The 18,298-nt window shown below is 68.6% G+C and carries 15 protein-coding genes and 1 pseudogene; 7 read left to right on the top strand and 9 right to left on the bottom strand.

What is annotated here, in order from left to right; translation table 11 throughout:
- The 3 genes and pseudogenes from C7402_RS45640 to C7402_RS46670 form a co-directional block, all read right to left on the bottom strand.
- Positions 1-497: pseudogene (locus tag C7402_RS45640) on the bottom strand (hypothetical protein); the annotation flags it as partial.
- Positions 498-566: 69 nt separating this feature from the next.
- Positions 567-1,856 (bottom strand): bacteriohopanetetrol glucosamine biosynthesis glycosyltransferase HpnI, encoded by a 1,290-nt coding sequence (gene hpnI, locus C7402_RS45645; protein ID WP_425273831.1) that lies wholly within the window; start codon positions 1,854-1,856, stop codon positions 567-569.
- Positions 1,853-2,221 (bottom strand): hypothetical protein, encoded by a 369-nt coding sequence (locus tag C7402_RS46670; RefSeq protein ID WP_133254674.1) that lies wholly within the window; start codon positions 2,219-2,221, stop codon positions 1,853-1,855. The genes hpnI and C7402_RS46670 overlap by 4 nt, the downstream gene beginning before the upstream one ends.
- Before the next feature lie 404 nt (positions 2,222-2,625).
- On the opposite strand from C7402_RS46670, the gene C7402_RS45650 reads away from it, so the two are divergent.
- Positions 2,626-3,627 (top strand): LLM class flavin-dependent oxidoreductase, encoded by a 1,002-nt coding sequence (locus tag C7402_RS45650; RefSeq protein ID WP_116615257.1) that lies wholly within the window; start codon positions 2,626-2,628, stop codon positions 3,625-3,627.
- A 65-nt stretch (positions 3,628-3,692) separates the two neighbouring features.
- Here the strand turns inward: C7402_RS45650 and C7402_RS45655 are convergent, their stop codons facing one another.
- Positions 3,693-4,835: an alpha/beta fold hydrolase gene (locus tag C7402_RS45655; RefSeq protein ID WP_116615251.1), complete on the bottom strand. Its 1,143-nt coding sequence runs from the start codon at positions 4,833-4,835 to the stop codon at positions 3,693-3,695.
- Between the two features lie 363 nt (positions 4,836-5,198).
- Between C7402_RS45655 and glgC the strand changes: the two genes are divergently transcribed.
- The 5 genes from glgC (at position 5,199) to C7402_RS45680 (ending at position 11,035) form a co-directional block, all read left to right on the top strand.
- Positions 5,199-6,464, top strand: coding sequence for a glucose-1-phosphate adenylyltransferase (gene glgC, locus C7402_RS45660; RefSeq protein WP_112178285.1), 1,266 nt, complete (start codon positions 5,199-5,201; stop codon positions 6,462-6,464).
- Positions 6,465-6,579: 115 nt separating this feature from the next.
- Positions 6,580-8,082 (top strand): glycogen synthase GlgA, encoded by a 1,503-nt coding sequence (gene glgA, locus C7402_RS45665; RefSeq protein ID WP_116615252.1) that lies wholly within the window; start codon positions 6,580-6,582, stop codon positions 8,080-8,082.
- A 159-nt stretch (positions 8,083-8,241) separates the two neighbouring features.
- Positions 8,242-9,114, top strand: a complete 873-nt coding sequence (gene pdxY / locus C7402_RS45670; RefSeq protein ID WP_116615253.1) for a pyridoxal kinase PdxY — start codon at positions 8,242-8,244, stop codon at positions 9,112-9,114.
- A 133-nt stretch (positions 9,115-9,247) separates the two neighbouring features.
- Entirely contained in the window at positions 9,248-9,709 is a 462-nt protein-coding gene (locus C7402_RS45675; RefSeq protein ID WP_112178282.1) for a hypothetical protein, read from the top strand.
- Positions 9,710-9,928: 219 nt separating this feature from the next.
- A complete protein-coding gene (locus C7402_RS45680; protein WP_112178289.1) occupies positions 9,929-11,035 on the top strand; it encodes a branched-chain amino acid ABC transporter substrate-binding protein in 1,107 nt (368 codons plus the stop codon).
- Here C7402_RS45680 and C7402_RS45685 read toward each other — a convergent pair.
- The 3 genes from C7402_RS45685 to C7402_RS45695 form a co-directional block, all read right to left on the bottom strand.
- Complete coding sequence (locus tag C7402_RS45685) at positions 11,032-13,017, bottom strand: DUF3857 domain-containing transglutaminase family protein (RefSeq protein WP_116615254.1); 1,986 nt, start codon at positions 13,015-13,017, stop codon at positions 11,032-11,034. The two genes, C7402_RS45680 and C7402_RS45685, sit on opposite strands and share 4 nt — an antisense overlap.
- A gap of 7 nt (positions 13,018-13,024) precedes the next feature.
- Complete coding sequence (locus C7402_RS45690; RefSeq protein WP_116615255.1) at positions 13,025-14,008, bottom strand: helix-turn-helix domain-containing protein; 984 nt, start codon at positions 14,006-14,008, stop codon at positions 13,025-13,027.
- A gap of 130 nt (positions 14,009-14,138) precedes the next feature.
- Entirely contained in the window at positions 14,139-15,383 is a 1,245-nt protein-coding gene (locus C7402_RS45695; protein ID WP_244315122.1) for an aspartate aminotransferase type Ic, read from the bottom strand.
- Positions 15,384-15,561: 178 nt separating this feature from the next.
- On the opposite strand from C7402_RS45695, the gene C7402_RS45700 reads away from it, so the two are divergent.
- Positions 15,562-16,440 (top strand): LysR substrate-binding domain-containing protein, encoded by an 879-nt coding sequence (locus C7402_RS45700; RefSeq protein ID WP_112178279.1) that lies wholly within the window; start codon positions 15,562-15,564, stop codon positions 16,438-16,440.
- Between the two features lie 35 nt (positions 16,441-16,475).
- Here the strand turns inward: C7402_RS45700 and C7402_RS45705 are convergent, their stop codons facing one another.
- Both C7402_RS45705 and hutC read right to left on the bottom strand, forming a co-directional pair.
- Positions 16,476-17,135, bottom strand: a complete 660-nt coding sequence (locus tag C7402_RS45705) for a hypothetical protein (protein ID WP_112178278.1) — start codon at positions 17,133-17,135, stop codon at positions 16,476-16,478.
- Between the two features lie 275 nt (positions 17,136-17,410).
- The gene (gene hutC / locus C7402_RS45710) at positions 17,411-18,106 is read right to left on the bottom strand and encodes a histidine utilization repressor (RefSeq protein WP_112178277.1); all 696 of its coding nucleotides are present in this window, start codon (positions 18,104-18,106) and stop codon (positions 17,411-17,413) included.
- Between the last annotated feature and the right edge of the window lie 192 nt (positions 18,107-18,298).

Below are 18,298 nucleotides of genomic sequence, written 5' to 3' on the forward strand. Positions count from 1 at the left end.
ATGCCCTTGACCTGGGCGAGCGGCATGCCCTCGGCAATTTCCTTGCAGGTGAAGTCGAATTCCTCGCGGCAGACGAAGTCGATGGCCTCGCTTGCGGTGAGCGAATTGTGCGGATCGACCTGCACCTTCGCGCCCACCAGACCGATCATGACGGACGGCTTGCGCTTCTTGAGGTCTTCGCAGAAAAGCGCGTCGGTCGGGAACGACGGCGTGCTCGTGTGGATGATGACGAGGTCGTAGTCGCTCGCGATCTTCAGCGTCTCTTCCACGCCAATGCCGTCGGCCGGCGCGTCGAGCACGCGGCTACCCGGCACGAGGGCCGCGGGCTGTGCAAGCCAGGTGGGATACCAGAACGAGCGGATCTCGCGCTTTGCCTGGTAGCGCGAGCCCGCGCCACCGTCGAAGCCGTCATACGACGGGGCCTGTAGAAACAGCGTTTTCATGAAATGAGTACTCCGGGTACCCGTAGTTTTATCGGGTGATGATGGATATGACATTCGATGTGAAGTCGGCGCGGGGTCGGCAAACACGGCGAACGAAGGATCATACAAACGCTGCGAACGCGCTCAACGAGCGTCCGATCCCTCGACGGCCGGCCGCCGCGCACTCGCGGGCCCGGCCATGGCGCCAGGCGCCTCGGCCTCGGGGTTGGCGACGCTCACGCGCACGCCTCGCCACATCACGTGCGAGCCAAACGCGGCGGCCAGCCACTGGAGGGCCAGCAGCACGTCGCGCAGCGGCACGAGCGGCAAATCGCGCCAGAACGCGCGCCAGCTTCCGCTTGCGCGCACATGCAGAACCAAACGCGCAATGATACCGCTCACCGTGGCCGTGGCGAGCGCGGCCATCGCCGCACGCGTCACCACGCACACGCCGCTGCCCGCACCCACGGCAAGCACGGCGTAGGACAGCGCGCCCAGCATGAGCCACGGCGTCGGGAACGTGATGAACAGCGACGCGAAGCCCGCCGGATTCACCGAGCGGATGGTGCGCAGCCAGCGCGTTTCGCGCAGCCAGAGCGTGCCGAAGGTGGGCTCGATCACGTCGGTGGCGACCACCACCGGCGCGAGCACCGTGGCGAGGCCGTGATCGCGCGCATAGCGGGCGAGCAGATAGTCGTCGGCGAGGCAATCCTTGAGCGCGTGAAAGCCGCCAATGCGCTCGAGCGTGGCGCGCGAGAGCGCCAGCGTCGCGCCAAAGCCGAAGGCGCGCGAGCCCGTGGAATGCGCAACGCGCACCGAAGGCGCGAACCACTCGTTGATGAAGAGCGCGCCCACGCGCGGCCAGAAGCCGCCAATGCTGCGCGCGCTGTAGAGACAGGTGACGACGCCCACGCTCGCGTCGGCGAGCGGCGCGGTCACGATCTCGAGATAGTCGGGTTCGACGGCAATGTCGCTGTCGGCAACGACGATCGCGTCATAACGCGCGCGCGCCGCGAGGTTGATGAGATTGCTCACCTTGAGGTTGCTGCCATGCACGCACGGGTCGATCACGAGTTCGATGTCATGCCCCGGATACGCCGCTTGCAACCGCCGCACGACGGCGATGGCCGGATCCGCCGGCGACGAAACGCCGAACAGCAACTGAAAGCGCGGGTGCCGCTGCTCGCAGAAGGTGGCCAGATTCTCGTAGAGGCGCGGCTCGGCGCCGCACAAGGGCTTGAGCACGCTCACCGGCACCGGCTGCGTGCGCCGCGCGCGGCGCGCGGCCTGCCGCACGAGCGATGCCGAGCCGAGGCGCGGCATCGTGAAGGCGGCCACGAGTCCGTAAAGGGCCGCGACCGCGCACAGCGCGACCACCAGCCAGACGAGCGCAGGCCACGGCGAGGGCATCGCGGAAACGAGCGGTACCGTCATGCCGCGTCACCGCCCTGGCGGGTCGCGCCCACGCGCGCACGCTCCATCGCGCCCTGGCCCGCCTCGCCGTCGCACACATTCCGGGGGCGATTGCCGCAGCCGGTTGCGCACAACCCGCGAACCGTCAGCGTCGCGCCGACCGGGTCGAGCGTCTCGCCACTTACCATTTCCCAGCCTTGAATGTTCAAAAATAAAATGCGCGCCGTAGCCATATCGCCCAAACGCCGCCGAAAACCGGTTTGATGATGTGGGGTTTTTATGACGAAACGCAAATCAAATACGCAATTGATCAGGCAATAACCTGATTGCATAACGCAACGAATCTTGGTCGAGCCCCGATTCAACGCGAAAAATTGTAGCAGCAAGATCCGGAAGCCGCTTCCGGGAGCCCAGGAAAAAGCGTTTCCAAATCTGCAAAAACGGTAACTTTTTCAGTGCATCGACAATTGCCTTCCAAAAGTTATCCGCAAGGGATAACTCAGTAAGCATATCGATACCGCGCTTTAACCTTTTTGAATTACGACAAGATGTCGCAGCATTTAAATAATAATTATTCTCGCTAATATTCAGATAAGCGTCATCGTGTGACCGGCATCAACCGTGCCTGAAACCACGCCGCCCGCATGGGTTCCCGAGGGCCGTCAGCAGGAACGAAACTGCTTTGGCACAATGGCCGCACCTTGCGACAGCCTTGCGGCCGGCACCCGTGCGATCCTCGCGCGCCGCCGCAGGCTGGTCGCGGCACCCCATTCACGCCTCGGGCAATCTCATGATCCCCTTTTCCGTACTCGACCTCTCGCCCATTCCCGCCGGCTCGCATGCGGGCGCCGCCCTGCGCAACACGCTCGACCTCGCCCAGCATGCCGAGCGCTGGGGCTACCAACGCTTCTGGCTGGCCGAGCATCACAACATGACGGGCATCGCCAGCGCGGCGACGTCGGTGGTGATCGGCTATGTGGCGGGCGGCACGCAATCCATCCGCGTGGGCTCGGGCGGCATCATGCTGCCGAACCACGCGCCGCTCGTGATCGCCGAGCAGTTCGGCACGCTCGAAGCGCTCTACCCCGGCCGCATCGACCTGGGCCTTGGCCGCGCGCCCGGTACCGACCAGACCACGGCGCGGGCGTTGCGCCGCGACCTTCAGGGCAGCGCCGACAGCTTCCCCGACGACGTCGCCGAGCTGCAACGCTATTTCGCCGCGCCCGTCGAAGGCCAGCGCGTTCGGGCCGTGCCCGGCGCGGGCCTGAACGTGCCGCTCTATATCCTCGGTTCGAGCCTCTATGGCGCGCAACTCGCAGCGGCCATGGGCCTGCCGTTCGCGTTCGCCTCGCATTTCGCGCCCGACCATCTGCTCACGGCGCTGCGCCTCTATCGCTCGCAGTTCCGCCCGTCGGCCACGCTCGCGAAGCCGCACGCCATGGTGGGCGTGAACGTGTTCGGCGCGCCCACCAACGAGGAAGCGCGCTTTCTCTTCACCTCGCTGCAACAGCAGTTCGTGAACCTGCGCCGCGGCACGCCGGGACAATTGCCACCGCCCGTCGCGCAGATCGAAGCGAACGAGTTCGAACTTGCGGGCGTGGCGCATTCGCTTGCGTGTTCGGTGGTGGGCGACGCCGACGCCGTGCGCGCGGGCCTCGCCTCGGTGATCGAGCAGACCGGCGCCGACGAGCTCATCGTCACCGCGCAGATCCACGATCACGCGGCGCGCCTGCGCTCGTTCGAGATGGCCGCGCTTGCGCGCGACGAACTGAAGGAAGTGGCCGTTAAATAAGGAAAGTCAGGAAGGCGAAGGAACGCGGCGCGGTGTCGCCACCGCGCCGGTTTGCAAACGCACGCTCAGTGCGTGGCGTTCAAGGCGTCGAGTCCCTTGAGCAACGCGGCGTGAAACGCCTGCGGGTCCTGCATCTGCGGGGCGTGGCCCAGATCGGCGAATTCGACGAGCGTGGCGTGCGGTATCGCGCGCTGCGCGGCCTTCGCGAGCACCGGATAGCGGCCCAGTTGCGCACGCACCTCGGGCGGCGCGAGATCCTTGCCGATGGCGGTCGTGTCCTTGTCGCCGATGAGCAGCAGCGTCGGCATCTGCAACTGGCCGAACTCGTAGATCACGGGCTGCGTGTAGATCATGTCGTAAAGCAGCGCCGAGTCCCACGCCACCTGCGCCTTGCCCGGCCCGCGATACATGCCCGCGAGCATCTGCACCCACGGCTCGTACGCCGGACGCCACTGGCCCGCGTAGTAGGTGGCCTGTTCGTAGCGGCGAATCCCGTCGGCGCTCGTCTTCAGCTCCCGCGCGTACCAGTCGTCCACGGAAATCGAAGGCACGCCCTTCGCCTTCCAGTCTTCGAGCCCGATCGGGTTCACGAGCACGAGCTGCTCGGTCTCACGCGGATACATGAGCGCGTAGCGCACCGCCAGCATCCCGCCCGTCGAATGGCCGATGATCGTCGCCTCGTGCACGCCGATCGCCGCGAGCAGCGCGTGCGTGTTGCGCGCGAGCTGCTGGAAGCTGAACTGGTATGCGCCCGGCTTGCTCGACTTGCAAAAGCCGATCTGGTCGGGCGCGATCACGCGATAGCCCGCGGCGTGCAGTTCACGGATGGTGGCGTCCCATGTCGCGCCGCAAAAATTCTTGCCGTGCAGCAGCACGGCGGTGCGGCCGTTCGGCTTCGCGGGCTGCACGTCCATATAGGCCATGTGCAGCGTCTGCCCTTGCGAGACGAACGCGAAGTCGTGCACCGGATGCGGATATTCGAAGCCTTGCAGCTCCGGCCCGTAGGCGGGTCCGTCGGGCGTCTCGACGGCGGCGCTCGTCTGCGATTGCGCAGAAGGGACCGCGGGGGCCGAAGTGGCCGGAGTGGCCGAAGGGGCAAGGACAGCGCCACTGGCGCCGGGGTCGGCGGCAAAGGCGGGATGGATCAGCGCGGCGGCGCTCAGGGCGGCGGCGAAAGTGGCGAGCGTGCGGTTCAGGATGGCTCTCATCGACGAGGGATCGGGCTGAAGGTCGGACAGCGGTCGGGCAGCGGGCTGGACGCCCGCGTAGCCAGCGATTCTAGCCGTCCTGCGCGCCGCTTGCCGGTTGCGGTGCGCGAGCGGCACGCCGTTTGCTCCTTGCCTGGGAGCGGCCCCTCGCACACCATCGCAACGGCGATTCGCGCTGCGCCGCATTCGGTGCTAGAACAGTCAATGCAGGACGCGCAAGACGCCCGCGACGCGCATGGCAACCGCGCATGCGCTGCGCATCGCATCAGGGACGCGACCGGCGCACCAGAAAAGAACCGCACGCGCCCCGACAGCACAGGACGGGCCGCGGCGGCTTACCGGGGGCACAACAAGGAGACGACCATGGAAACTCCGGCAAGCCTCAACGATCTGCAACGCACCACGCTCGCGATCGTCCTCGCGGGCGGCCGCGGCACGCGCCTCGGGCCGCTCACCAACAAGCGCGTGAAGCCGGCCGTGTACTTCGGCGGCAAGTACCGCATCATCGATTTCGCGCTTTCGAACTGCCTGAATTCGGGCATCCGCCGCATTGCCGTCGTCACGCAGTACAAGGCACATTCGCTGTTGCGCCACTTGCAGCGCGGCTGGGGCTTCCTGCGCGGCGAATTCAACGAGTTCCTCGACCTGTGGCCCGCGCAGCAGCGCGTGGAAGGCGCGCACTGGTATCGCGGCACGGCCGACGCCGTCTACCAGAACATCGACATCATCCGCTCGATCCGGCCGAAGTACGTGGTCGTGCTGGCCGGCGACCACATCTACAAGATGGATTACACGCGCATGGTGGCCGACCATGCCGCAAGCGGCGCCGACTGCACCGTGGGCTGCATCGAGGTGCCGCGCATGGAGGCGCGCGCGTTCGGCGTGATGGCCGTGGACGAGGCGCGCCGCGTGACCGGCTTCGTCGAGAAGCCCGACGATCCGCCCGCCATGCCCGGCCGCCCCGACATCGCGCTCGCGAGCATGGGCATCTATGTGTTCGACACGGCCTACCTGATCCATCTGCTCGAAGACAACATCTCGCGCTCGGCCACCGACCACGACTTCGGCAAGGACATCATTCCGCGCGTGGTGAGCGACGGCCATGCGATCGCGCACCCGTTCAGCATGTCCTGTGTCTCGTCGGACCCGAGCGCCGAGCCTTACTGGCGCGACGTGGGCACCGTGGACGCCTACTGGTCCGCCAATCTCGACCTCGCCTCGACGATCCCCGCGCTCGACCTCTACGACCGCGACTGGCCGATCTGGACCTACCAGGAGCAGTTGCCGCCCGCCAAGTTCGTGCGCGACCTCAACGGCTTGCAGGGCTCGGGCACCAACCTGATCGTGTGCGGCGGCAGCGTGATCTCGGGCTCGCAGATCTCGCGCTCGGTGCTCTCGTCAAATGTCGTCGTGCAGTCGTTCTGCAACATTGCCGAGGCAGTCTTGTTGCCACAGGTGACGGTGGGCGCGAGCTGCCGGATGCGCAAGGTCGTGGTGGACCGCGGCTGCACGATTCCCGACGGCACCGTCATCGGCGAAGACGCGGCGCGCGACAGCGAGCGCTTCTATCGCACCGAGAACGGCGTGGTGCTGGTGACGCAGGAGGCGCTGAACAAGCTGGCCACCTAGTCGCCTGCGAGCGAGGCGCCTGTTGCCCGCGCGACAGGCGGCCAGCGTGCGCCGCCGCAACGCAACCCCGACCCGATCCCGCCCCAACCCCGATCACCGAGAGGACCGACTCCCGATGACCCTCCGCGTCCTGCATGTAGCCAGCGAGCTGTATCCGCTCCTGAAAACCGGCGGCCTCGCCGACGTCACCGCCGCCCTGCCCGCCGCGCTGATCGAACAGGGCGCCGACGCGCGTCTCCTGCTGCCCGGCTTCCCGCCCGTGGTCGCGGGCCTCGCGGACCTGCGCCCCGTCGCGCGCCTGGCGCGCACGTTCGGCGCGCCCGAGGCCACGCTCGAACTGGGCCGCCTGCCCGGCAGCGAACTCGCCGTGTACGTGGTCCGCGCCGACGCGTTCTACTCGCGCCCCGGCAACCCCTATCTCGACGCGGAGCATGTGCCCTACGGCGACAACGCGCAGCGTTTCGCGCTGCTCGGCTGGACGGGCGCACAGCTCGCGCTGCATCTGGACCCCGAGTGGACGGCTTCGATCGTCCAGGCGCACGACTGGCACGCGGGGCTGGCACCCGCCTATCTGCGCGCGGCGGCGCGCCAGCGCGGCGCGGCGACGGCGCCCGGCGGCGCACGCTCCATCTTCACGATCCATAACCTCGCGTACCAGGGCATTTTCCCCGCGCAGCAGTTCGATGCGCTCGGCCTGCCCGCCGACTTCTTCGACATGCACGGCGTGGAGTTCTACGGCCAGCTTTCATTCCTGAAAGCAGGCCTCTATTTCGCCGACAAGATCACGACGGTCAGCCCGACCTATGCACGGGAAATCCAGACCGTCGCCCAGGGCGGCGGCCTCGAAGCGTTGCTGCGCGGACGCGGCCACGACCTCGTCGGCATCCTCAACGGCGTGGACTACGCGGTGTGGAATCCGTCGGGCGACGCGGCCATCGCCACGCGTTATTCGGCCACGCGCCAGAGCGGCAAGATGCGCTGCAAGGCGGCGTTACAGGCGCGCCTGAAGCTCACGCAGAAACACGACGCGCCGGTGTTCGGCGTAGTGAGCCGGCTCACCGAACAAAAGGGCCTCGACCTGCTGCTCGCGGCGCTGCCCGAGATCGTCGGGCGCGGCGGGCAACTCGTCGTGCTCGGCACCGGCGACGCGAGTCTCGAACAGGGCTACGCGCGCGCGGCGCATCAGCATCCCGAGGCGGTCGCCGTGGAACTGGGCTTCGATGAAACGCTCGCGCACGAGATCGTCGCGGGCTCCGACGTGATGATGGTCCCCTCGCGCTTCGAGCCGTGCGGGCTCACGCAGCTCTATGCGCTCGCCTATGGCGCGCTGCCGCTCGTGCATCGCGTGGGCGGACTCGCCGACACGGTGGTCGACGCCTCGCTCGAAAACCTCGCCGACGGTCTCGCCACCGGCTTCGTGTTCGAGCGCTTCGAGCCCGACGCGCTCACCGCCGCGATCCGCCGCGCGTTCGCGCTCTACGCGCGCAGCCGCGACTGGCGCGAAACGCGCACGCGCGCGATGCAGCAGGACTTCGGCTGGGCCGCTTCGGCGCAACGCTACATGGCGCTCTATCGCGAGCTGAGTGGCGAACTGCGCGGCAAGCCCCAGGCGGTGTAGCCGGCACAACGCAAGCATGGCCAACGTGCGCGACGTGCACGCAACACTGCCCCACGCCCGCATCGACCGGGCGCGGAGAATTCGGTTATCGTTGCTGCACCTGCGCAAGGCGCGCCACGCGAAGCGCGCCGCAAGCCATAACGAGATCCTGGACCGGCCATGAAAAACGTTTTAAGCATCCAGTCCCACGTCGTGTTCGGTCACGCGGGCAATAGCGCCACGGTGTTTCCCATGCGCCGTCTCGGTGTGAACGTGTGGCCGCTCAATACCGTGCAGTTCTCCAATCACACGCAATACGGCCACTGGACCGGCGCCGCCATCGGCGGGGACGAGGTCGTCGATCTGGTCGAGGGCATCGGCGCGATCGGCGTGCTGCCGCGCTGCGACGCGGTGCTCTCGGGCTACCTCGGCGCCCCCGAGCAGGCCCAGGCCGTGATCGACGTGGTGCGCGCCGTGAAGGCCGCCAATCCGCAGGCGCGCTACTTCTGCGACCCGGTGATGGGCACGCTCAACGCCGAGAACGGCTGTCACGTCGAGCCCGGCATCCAGGCGTTCCTCGTGCGCAACATGCCCGAAGTGGCCGATGCGATGATGCCCAATCACAGCGAGCTGCAACGGCTCGTGGGCCGCGAGATCGAGACCGCGGAAGAAGCCGTGCTCGCCTGCCGCGACGTGCTGAGCCGCGGCCCGAAGCTGATTCTCGTAAAGCATCTGCTCGATCGCAACAGCCCCGCCGACCGCTTCAACATGCTCGTCGTGACCGAGCACGAAGCGTGGCTCGGCCAGCGCCCGCTCTACCCGTTCGCACGCCAGCCCGTGGGCGTGGGCGACATCACGAGCGCGGTGTTCGTCGCGCGCCTGATGCTCGGCGACTCGCTGCGCCGCGCATTCGAGCACACGCTCGCGGCGGTGAACGCCGTGGTGAAGGCGACTTACGACGCGGGCCGTTACGAACTGGAGATCGTCGCGGCGCAGGACCAGATCGCGCGGCCGCGCGAGTGGTTCGATGCCTGGTCCGTGGATGCGGCCTAGACTGAAGCCGCCTGAACTGAAGACGGCGGGCCGGGGACGGGCGGACCGGGCGCTCGGCCTATAATGCGATCCGCATGTATCGCGGCGGCAGGCCAGCACAGCCGCCGCGCCCACCGTCTTTAGAGAATGACCGATGTCCGATTCAATCCGCAGTGAACAGGAAGAGTATTTCGAGCAGCTTTGCCTCGCCGTCGACGCCGGCGAGACCCACGAGCAGGAAGCCATCGAATACTTCGAGGAACAGAGCCACGAAAGCGGTTTCGACGCCGCCGTGTGGCTCGACATCGCGCTCTACCACGCACCCGACGTGGCGCGCGGCATCATCGATTTCGTCGACGAGAGCGACCGCGAACGCAGCGACATCGCCCAGACCATCGCCGACACGCTCGACATCTCGTACGGCGAGGACGAGTGCGAGCGCTTCGAAGCGACGATCCGCTTTGCGCTCGCCAACGGCGTGCCCGTCGATCTCGACGTGGTGCTCGACGGCTGCAACCGCGCGCTCGACGATCTCGAAGGCTGGGCAAGCGCCGACACGATGGCGCCGCTCGTGCGCCTGCGCGATGCGCTCTTCGCCATGCAGACCGGCAACTAGTTCCACCGGGGCGCGCAGCGGCGCCCCGCGAGCAAGACCCTGGCAAGACCCCGAAGACGAGACGCCCCGCAGACGCCGCGCCGGGCGCGATACCACAAAAACATTGCGGAACACCGCGCCGCCACCGCGCATGGAGTCACGATGAGTCTCGCCGCCACGCTGAGAAGCGCTGCCGCCCAAGTTTTCGTCAAGCGCACCGCCACACTCGCGGCCGCGCTCATGCTCACGCTCGGCGTCAACGCGCTTGCCGAGGCGGCCGGTCCGCTCAACGTGCGCATCGGTTTCGTCGCGCCGCTCTCGGGCGACTACGCGAACTATGGGCACGACCTGCAAAACGGCGCGCAGCTCGCGCTCGACGAGGCGAACGCGCAAAACCTCAAGATCGGCGATCAGACCGCGCACTTCGAACTCGTGCCGCTCGACGACCGCAGCGACCCGCGCCTGGGCGTGCAAGCCGCGGCCACGCTCGCCAACCAGGGCGTGGCGGCCGTGATCGGCCACTTCAACTCGGGCACGGCCATTCCGGCCTCGCGTATCTACGAGAGCGCGGGCATTCCGATGATCAGCCCCGCCGCCACCAATCCCGTCATCACGTCGCAGGGCTTCGCCAACACCTTCATGGTGATTGCGAACGACGCGCAAAACGCGGGCGTGGCCGGGGCGTGGGCCGTGGACGTGCTCAAGGCCAAACGCGTGGCCATCGTCGACGACCGCAGCGCCTTCGGCCAGGGCGAGGCGGACGTGTTCGAGCGCACGGTGCGCGAGCACGGCGGCAACGTGGTCGCGCGCGAGTTCGCGGAAGGCGTGTCCGACGACTTCGGTCCGCAGCTCGCGAGGATCAAGGCCGCCAACGCCGACCTGCTCTACTTCGGCGGCCTCGCGCGCCAGGGCGCGGCGCTCGTGAAGCAGATGAAGGAGCGCAGCGTGAACGCCCAGTTCGTGGGCGGCGGCGGCGTGGCGAACCCCGACTTCACCCAGGCCGCAGGCGCGGCCGGCGAAGGCGCGATGGCGTGGGAGTACGGCCGCCCGCTCGCGCAACTGCCCGACGGCCCGCGCTTCGAGCAGGCCTTCAAAAACCGCTTCGGCACGGGCGTGCTCGCCTACGCGCCGTTCGGCTACGACGCCGCGTGGGCCGCGATCCACGCGATGGTCAATGCGAAATCGGCGAAACCCGAGGTCTACCGCCCCGCGCTCAAGGCGATCACCTTCGACGGCGTGACGGGCCACATCGCCTTCGAGCAGGACGGCTCGCTCAAGAACGGCGCCTCCACGCTCTGGCAGGTGAAAAAAGGCGTGTGGACGCCGGTGGTCACGCGCGGCGGCTAAAGACCCATATTCGGACCCATATTCGGACCCACATTCGGTCCAACATTCGCACCCGCCTTCCCCCGCGCGCGCACGACGATCTGTGCGCGCGTGTCGCGCTCGATCTGCAATAGCGCATCGCGCATCTGCGCGAATTCGTCGGCCGAGCACATCTGGTGGCCAAAGCGCGCCGAAAGACGCCGCTCGATTTGCAGCGTGCGCGAGCGCGCGTCGTACACATAGTGCGACGTGTACGCGAGCGCGGTGTCGTTCACGCTCGCGTCCTGCGGCAGATCCGTCACCTGCGCGAACGCGGGCAGCACGATCTGCGCGCTCTCCTCGAACGACCCGCCGATGCACGCCCACGGCTGCGTGCGGCGCGGCTGTGCAAGCCAGCTGTCGATCTGCGTGGCGATGCCGCCCGTGAAGCTGCTCGTCGTGGGGATCGCCGTGGTGCCGTCTCGCCAGATCACGTGGTCGAGCGTGCCTTGCATCGTCACCGAGAACGGCCCGCCGGTGGCTGCGGCCGGGCTCGTGGCGGCCACCCGCGCCGTGCCCGCCAGCCCCGTCATGCGCAGGCGCTGCGCCGCGAGCTGCTGCGCCCCCGCGTGCGTCGCGCGGCGAAACGTGTTGCGCTCCGGCTCCGCGCCCGCGCCCACGTCCTGCACGTAATAGCTGTAGGCCGCGTCGCCCGACTCGCCCACGGCGAGCGAGAGGCGCGCACTGCGCTCGCGCGGCTCGGTGGCGGGCGTGCGCGTGAGCACGCCTTCATCGACGAGCAGCGCCGGGCGGTCCATCACGCCCGGCGGCAGATAGCCGAATGCGTAGCCGCCCGATGAGGTGTCCGCGAACACGCCGAGCTCGGGCAGCCACGCGATCACATGGTTGATCGCATGCGCGCCGTAGCCCGGCACCTCGGGCAGCGTGTAGACGGGGCCGAGATCGAGCATCGCGGTCTCGGCGCGGATGCCCGCCGCCGCGAGCAGCGCCGTGAACAGCGCGACGTGATCCTTGCAGTCGCCATAGCGGTTGCGCAGGATGTCGATCGCACGATGCGGCGCGGCCGCCGTCTCGCCGAGAAAGAGCGCGACGTAGCGAATGTTGAAGCGCATCCAGTCGTAGATGCGGGCCGCCCTCTCACGCGGATCGCTCACGCCCGCCGTGAGCGACTGCGCGAGCGCCGCGATGGCGGGATCGGTCGCGGTGGGGTCGGCGGCGGCTTCGCGGTAGCGCGCGGCGAACGCCGCGTAGTCGGGCACCGTCGAGACCATCAGCCGGTCGCCCCAGTTCACATAGGCCACCGCGCCCGCTTCGAGCGGCGCATACGGGCCGTGCTGGTAGTCGAACACGTAGCGCGTGCGGCCGTTTTCCGTCACGGGAACTTGCGCCGTGTAGCCGCGCGCGTCGGCATGCAGCGGCAGGTTGGCGGGCAGATCGAAGATGAGGCGCTGGGCGTCGACGGGCATGTCCGAATCGGGCTCGACGAAGTACGAGAACGTGCCCGCTTCGAGCGCCTTCGCGCGGCGCTTCGCGAAATGCAGATGCACGCGCGAGCCGATCTGCACGCCCGGAAAGATCACGGTGCGCAGCACGCCGTCCTCGAACGTGGGCGCGCCCGCCGAGCGCGGCTCCTGCACGTCGCGGATGCCGCTCGCGCCGACAGCGTGCGTCGTGCCGTCCGGGTCGATGGTTTCGGCCGAGAGCTGCGTGATCGTTTCGATATCCTTATTGAACCAGACGTAGCGCTGCGCGATCTGGTCCACGCCCGCCGTGGTGTTGGCGCGCAGCACCGTATCGTCGTCCTCCACGACCGAGCCGTCCCGCTGCACGACGAACAGATGCACGTCGCGCTCGAGCGTGGCGTTCGGGACGTCGTCTTGCGTGGCGTTCTCGGTGCGCGCGCTCGCTTGCGCCAGGGCGTTGCCGTTCGCCAACACGAGGCACAACGCAAGGCACGATGCGAAGCTCAAAGCGGCGCGCTTTACGCACTTGCTTCGCGTCATGGACGGCTCAGGCGCGCGCCGCCGCGCGCGCGGCGTCCGGCCACGAGGTCCGGGCGAGGCGCCGCGCCTGCTGCGCGGCGCGCCAGGCGCGCGGGCTCGCGCCGAACTCCGCACGAAACGCGGCGTTGAAGTTCGACAGGTCGTTGAAGCCGCTCGCAAACGCGAGGTCGACGATCTTCGCTTCGTCGTCGGCCGCGAGACGCAGCGCGGCGGCGCGCAGCCGCGCGCGCAGCAGGTACTGATGCGGCGTCACGCCCGCCACGGCCGCAAAGGTGCGCAAAAAGTAGAACTCGCTCACGCCCGCCGCCATAGCGAGACTCGCGAGCGTGTGGGCCGCGTCGGGTGTTTCGTCGATGAGCTTCAGCGCGGCGACCACGCGCGCCGCGGCCGCCGCGCCCGGCGCCGGGGCCGCGGCGCGCGCGAGCGCGTCCTTGCCGCTCGCCATCACGCGCAAGGTGGCGAGGGCGAGCGCCAGCGCCACTTCGTCCCACGCCGCGCTCATGTTGCCGCGCTCCTGCGCAAGCGCATCGGCGCAGGCGCGCGCGACGAGCGGTGCGAGCGCGCGCACGGGCGGCACCCGCGCGGCCCGCCAGCGCCGCGCCGCAGGCGCGAGTCCCGCGGCGGCCGCCTGCTCGTCGAGCCAGAAGGCGTCGTAATGGAACGAGATACAGCGATCGCCCGCCGCGTGCCGGTGGCCGCATTCGAAGCAGGCGCCCGTTTCGCCGAGCATGAGCGCGCCGGGCGTGAGCAACGCACGCGCGTTGCCGCTGCGGTAACCGAACGTGCCCGCCGCCACGATGGCGAGGCAAGCGCGCGCGTGGCGTTCTTCGTACGGGCGGTCGCCGGGGCCGAGCGTGCAAACCACATCGTCGACCGACCAGCCCGGACCGGCCGCGAGCGATCGAGCGGCGGGCGCACGGGCGCTTTCGGCGCGGCCTTCGCGCTCGCGTTGCGCGAGCGCGCGTTGCAGTGATGCGGCGAGACCTGGCACGGCAACCTCGCGGGTTTCAGGCTACGGTCGTGGCTGCAATCGCGGACTACGAGCGCGGGCCACATTAGTGGGCGACACCCGCCAGTTGTAGCACATCGGCGCGAGCCGCGCCCGGCCCCGCCTGGCCTCCTTACTGGCGCCGCTCGTCGATGGCGCGCAGCAGCGAAAGCGCGATCCCCTCGGCCGCGAGCCGCACCTCGTCGAGCGAGGGAAACGATGGTGCGATCCGCAAATGGCTGTCCTGCGGATCGACGCCATACGGATACGCCGCGCCCGCGGGCGTGAGGATCAGGCCCGCCTGCGCCGCAAGTTCCACGGTGCGCCGCGCGCAGCCTTCGGGCGCATACAGGCTGATGAAATAGCCACCGTGCGGCACGTTCCAGCTCACGGCGGGCACGCCTGCGAGGCGCGTGCGGAACACGTCGTCCACGGCGTCGAACTTCGGCTTGAGCAGCGCGCGGTGGCGCGACATCAGCGCGGTGAGCGTCGCGCGATCGCGCAGGAAGCGCACGTGGCGCAACTGGTTGAGCTTGTCCGGTCCGATCGTGCGCACGGCCGCGTGCTTTTGCCACCACGCCACGTTGCGCTGCGCGGCGGCGAGCCACGCGAACGCGCCGCCGCCGAACGTCACTTTCGAAAGCGACGCGAACATCAGCGCCCGTTCGGCGTGCCCCGCCGCCGCACAGGCCTCGAACACGTCGAGCGTCGCGTGCGCCTCTTCGGTGAGGTGATGAAAGCGGTAGGCGTCGTCCCAGAACAGGCGGAAGTCGGGCGCGGCGGGCATGGCCGCGAGTCGCCGGATCGCATCGTCGGACCAGATCGCGCCCGTGGGGTTGCTGTAGAGCGGCACGCACCACATGCCCTTGATCGACGGATCGTCGCGCACCAGCGCCTCCACGCGGTCCATGTCGGGGCCGTCCTCGCGCATCGGCACGGCGATCATGCGCACGCCCAGCGCCTCGCAAATCGCGAAGTGGCGGTCGTAGCCCGGCGCCGGGCACAGGAACGCGATCTCGCCCTGCGCACGCCACGGCGCGCCCGCGCCCTCACCCGCCGGCACGCCATGCAGCAGCGCGAACGTGAGCGCGTCGTGCATGAGTTCGAGGCTCGAATTGCCCGCCGCGATCACCTGCGCCGCCGGCACGCCGAGCAGTTCGGCGCCCAGTTCGCGTGCCTCGGGCAAGCCGCTTGGGAGGCCGTAGTTGCGGCAGTCGAAACCGTCGCGCGCGAGATAACCGGCCTGCCCCGCTTCGTCGATGAGCGCCTGCGAGAGATCGAGCTGCTCGGGCGAAGGCTTGCCGCGCGACATGTCGAGGCGCAGTTGCAGTTGCTGGAATCGTTCGTAGGTCAAATCGACGGGCGGCGACATCAACATGGGGTTCTCCAGACGAAGCAAGGCATAGGCGCGCAAACCGGCGAAGTCACCAGCGAGTTAATCAGCGAAGAAGCGGACGAAGCCGGCGCGAAGGGTCGGAACGAACCCAGTATCCGCGCGTCGCCGTGTTCAGACAAACGCGTTATATTGAAGGCTTCGATCAATTTTTCTGATACCGATGAAGACCCTCGATCTCGACGTGCTCGCCATGGTCGTGGCCGTTGCCGATGCCGGCAGCTTCGTGCGCGGCGCCGCGCTCGTGCACCGTTCGCAGGCGGCGCTCAGCATGCAGATCCGCGCACTCGAGGAATCCATCGGCAAGCCGCTGTTCATTCGCGCGCCGCGCAACGTCACCCCCACACCCGACGGCCAGACGCTCATCGCCTACGCGCGGCGCATGCTCGCGCTGCGCGACGAGGCCTGGGCCTCGCTCGCGCACCCGGAAGTAACCGGGCGCGTGTCGATCGGCGTGCCCGACGACTACGCGTCCTCGCTCATGCCGCCCGTGCTGCGCAAGTTCTCGGCGAACTGGCCGAAGGTGGAAATCCAGGTGATCGGGCTGCCGAGCACCGCACTCATGCCGCTCCTGAAGGACAACAAGATCGACCTCGCGTGCATCACGCGCACGCGCGGGCTGGCCGGTGAGTTCATCCGTTTCGAGCCGATGGTGTGGGCCGCGCCCCCCGCCGCCGTGAGCGCGGCGAGCGGGCGCGAAATCTGGCGCGAGCGGCCGCTGCCGGTCGCCCTCTTCGGCGGCGGCAGCGTCGCGCACACGAACGCCATCCAGGCGCTGGAGCGCGCCAAGATCGCCTATCGCACTTCTTATGAGAGCCCGAGCCTGATGGGGCTGTGCAGCATGGTGGCCGCGGGGCTCGCCATCGCGCCACTCGCCCGCTGCGCCGTGCCCGAGACCTTCGTCACGCTCGGCCGCCAGCATGGCCTGCCCGCGCTGCCCGAGCTCGAAGTGGTGCTCGCGCGCAGCGCGCGCTCGAACCGCCCGCCGTGCGACTTTCTCGCCGACCAGATCCTCACGGAACTGCGCGTTCAGGAGCGCTGATTGTCACTCTGATCGCCACCCTGCTGGCCGATGCCTCAATCGTCGCCAAGACGTGAAAGCAGCGCGTGCAGCCGCGTGACATGGCGCAGCAGCAACTCGCGATGCTTCTCGATCTGCTCGAGCCGGCCTTCGAGATCGGCGCGCACCCGCTCGTCGGGGTCGGCGTAGGCGATCACGTCCTCGATGCGCGCGCGCAGCACCGCGGGCTCGACCGGCGGCACGCTCAGGTAGCGTTCGAGCTTGCGCACGTCCTGCGCGGCCAGATCGCGAATCTTGCGCATGCCCGCGAGGCGCCGGTGCGCATCGGCCGCGTGCGCGGGCGCGGCCGCCTCCTCGCGCTTCGCGCCCTGGCCGAAGATCGGCTCCACGCGCAGCACGGGGGCCTTGCGCACGGGGTGCGCGGTGCCGCGAAAGCGCGCGCGCGGCGTTTCGCTCGCGATCGCTTCGCGGGTGTCGTCGGGTACGTCGCCGCTGTCGTGATGGAGGTCCATCCAGCCTTCGGGCAGGCCCGTGACGGCCTCCACGCCGCGCACGAATTCCGCGCTGAAATCGCGCTCGCCGGAAACGATCAGCTTCATGTGGCTCGCGGAAAACGTCATCATGCGCGCGAGCCGCGTGGCGGAGCCGACCTCGCGCGTGAGCAGCGCCAGATTGGCTCGCCACAACGGCATGAGCGTGGCGTTGGCATCGTCCATTGCGGAGCTCCTTCCTGGTTCTCACACAGTTCGCACACATCTCAATAATACGGGCTGTGGCGCGCGGCGCGCGGTTTTGCGGGCCGCCCCGCCATCGCCGGCGCGCGCCGCCCGTCCTTCCGAACGCGCAGCAAGACCCATGCCGACGGCGGTCGGCATGGCGTGTGCAACAGTCTGAGGAAATGGCGGCAAGCCGTGCGGAGCGGCCTGCGCGGTGCGGCCTGCGCGGCCCGACCTGCGCGGCTCGACCTGCGCGGCGCGACCTACGCGGCCCGCTAGAAATGTCCGGTGAAGCGGTAGCGGCTGCCCGGATGCCAGAGATTGGCCACCGTCGCCACGAGCCCGCGCGAGCGGGTGCGCCGGTGCAGAACGAGGCAAGGCTCGGCCTCGCCCATGGCCAGCCGCGCGCGCGTGTCGGTTTCGGGTGCGAGCGCCTCGATGCGGTACTCCACGCCTTGCAGCGGCGCGACGCGCACGAGGTACTGGTTCGGCGTGATGTGCGTGAAGTCCTGCTCGGCGTAACCCGGCGCGATGGCGGGATTGACCCAGCGCTCCTCCAGTTGCACCGGCTCGTCGTTTTCGAGGTGCAACACGCGCGAATAAAACACCTGGTCGTTGGCGGCGAGCCCCATTTCGACGGCCAGCGCCTCGTCGGCGCGAAGCTCGCCAATCTCCAGCACCTCGGCGCGGTAGCGGTGACCGCGCGCGAGGATTTCGTCGGAAATGCTGCGGATCGCGACGAGCGTCGACTCGTACTTGGGCCGCGCGACGAAGGTGCCCGCGCCCTGCACGCGCGTGAGCACCTGCTCGGCGGTCAGCTCGCGCAGCGCCCGGTTCACGGTCATGCGCGCAACCTTGAATTCGCGCGCCAGCTCGTTCTCCGAAGGCACCTGGTCGCCCTCGCTCCACTCGCCCGCGTGGATGCGCGCGAGGATGAAGTCCTTGATGCCCTGGTACGCGGGAGCGTTCATCGCGTTGGCCCGTGCCGTGGTTTTCGACTGATTGCGCGTTATTGCGCGTCTTGCGCCTCGGACTCGAACGCGAACGGGCTATGCGCCGCGATCGCAGCGTTCTGCACGAGCTTCGTGACTGCCGCGATGTCCGGTGCGAAGTAGCGGTCGAGGTCGTAGTGCGGCACCTCGGCGCGCACCGACTGCATCACG

The sequence above is a fragment of the Paraburkholderia unamae genome (genome assembly GCF_003096875.1).
Classification (GTDB): Bacteria; Pseudomonadota; Gammaproteobacteria; order Burkholderiales; family Burkholderiaceae; genus Paraburkholderia; species Paraburkholderia unamae.

Coding starts and splice junctions, on each gene's coding strand:
- hpnI (WP_425273831.1), bottom strand. CDS start 1,856: ATGACGGTACCGCTCGTTTCCGCGATGCCCTCGCCGTGGCCTGCGCTC.
- C7402_RS45650 (WP_116615257.1), top strand. CDS start 2,626: ATGATCCCCTTTTCCGTACTCGACCTCTCGCCCATTCCCGCCGGCTCG.
- C7402_RS45655 (WP_116615251.1), bottom strand. CDS start 4,835: ATGAGAGCCATCCTGAACCGCACGCTCGCCACTTTCGCCGCCGCCCTG.
- glgC (WP_112178285.1), top strand. CDS start 5,199: ATGGAAACTCCGGCAAGCCTCAACGATCTGCAACGCACCACGCTCGCG.
- glgA (WP_116615252.1), top strand. CDS start 6,580: ATGACCCTCCGCGTCCTGCATGTAGCCAGCGAGCTGTATCCGCTCCTG.
- pdxY (WP_116615253.1), top strand. CDS start 8,242: ATGAAAAACGTTTTAAGCATCCAGTCCCACGTCGTGTTCGGTCACGCG.
- C7402_RS45675 (WP_112178282.1), top strand. CDS start 9,248: ATGTCCGATTCAATCCGCAGTGAACAGGAAGAGTATTTCGAGCAGCTT.
- C7402_RS45680 (WP_112178289.1), top strand. CDS start 9,929: ATGCTCACGCTCGGCGTCAACGCGCTTGCCGAGGCGGCCGGTCCGCTC.
- C7402_RS45685 (WP_116615254.1), bottom strand. CDS start 13,017: ATGACGCGAAGCAAGTGCGTAAAGCGCGCCGCTTTGAGCTTCGCATCG.
- C7402_RS45695 (WP_244315122.1), bottom strand. CDS start 15,383: ATGTTGATGTCGCCGCCCGTCGATTTGACCTACGAACGATTCCAGCAA.
- C7402_RS45700 (WP_112178279.1), top strand. CDS start 15,562: ATGAAGACCCTCGATCTCGACGTGCTCGCCATGGTCGTGGCCGTTGCC.
- C7402_RS45705 (WP_112178278.1), bottom strand. CDS start 17,135: ATGGACGATGCCAACGCCACGCTCATGCCGTTGTGGCGAGCCAATCTG.
- hutC (WP_112178277.1), bottom strand. CDS start 18,106: ATGAACGCTCCCGCGTACCAGGGCATCAAGGACTTCATCCTCGCGCGC.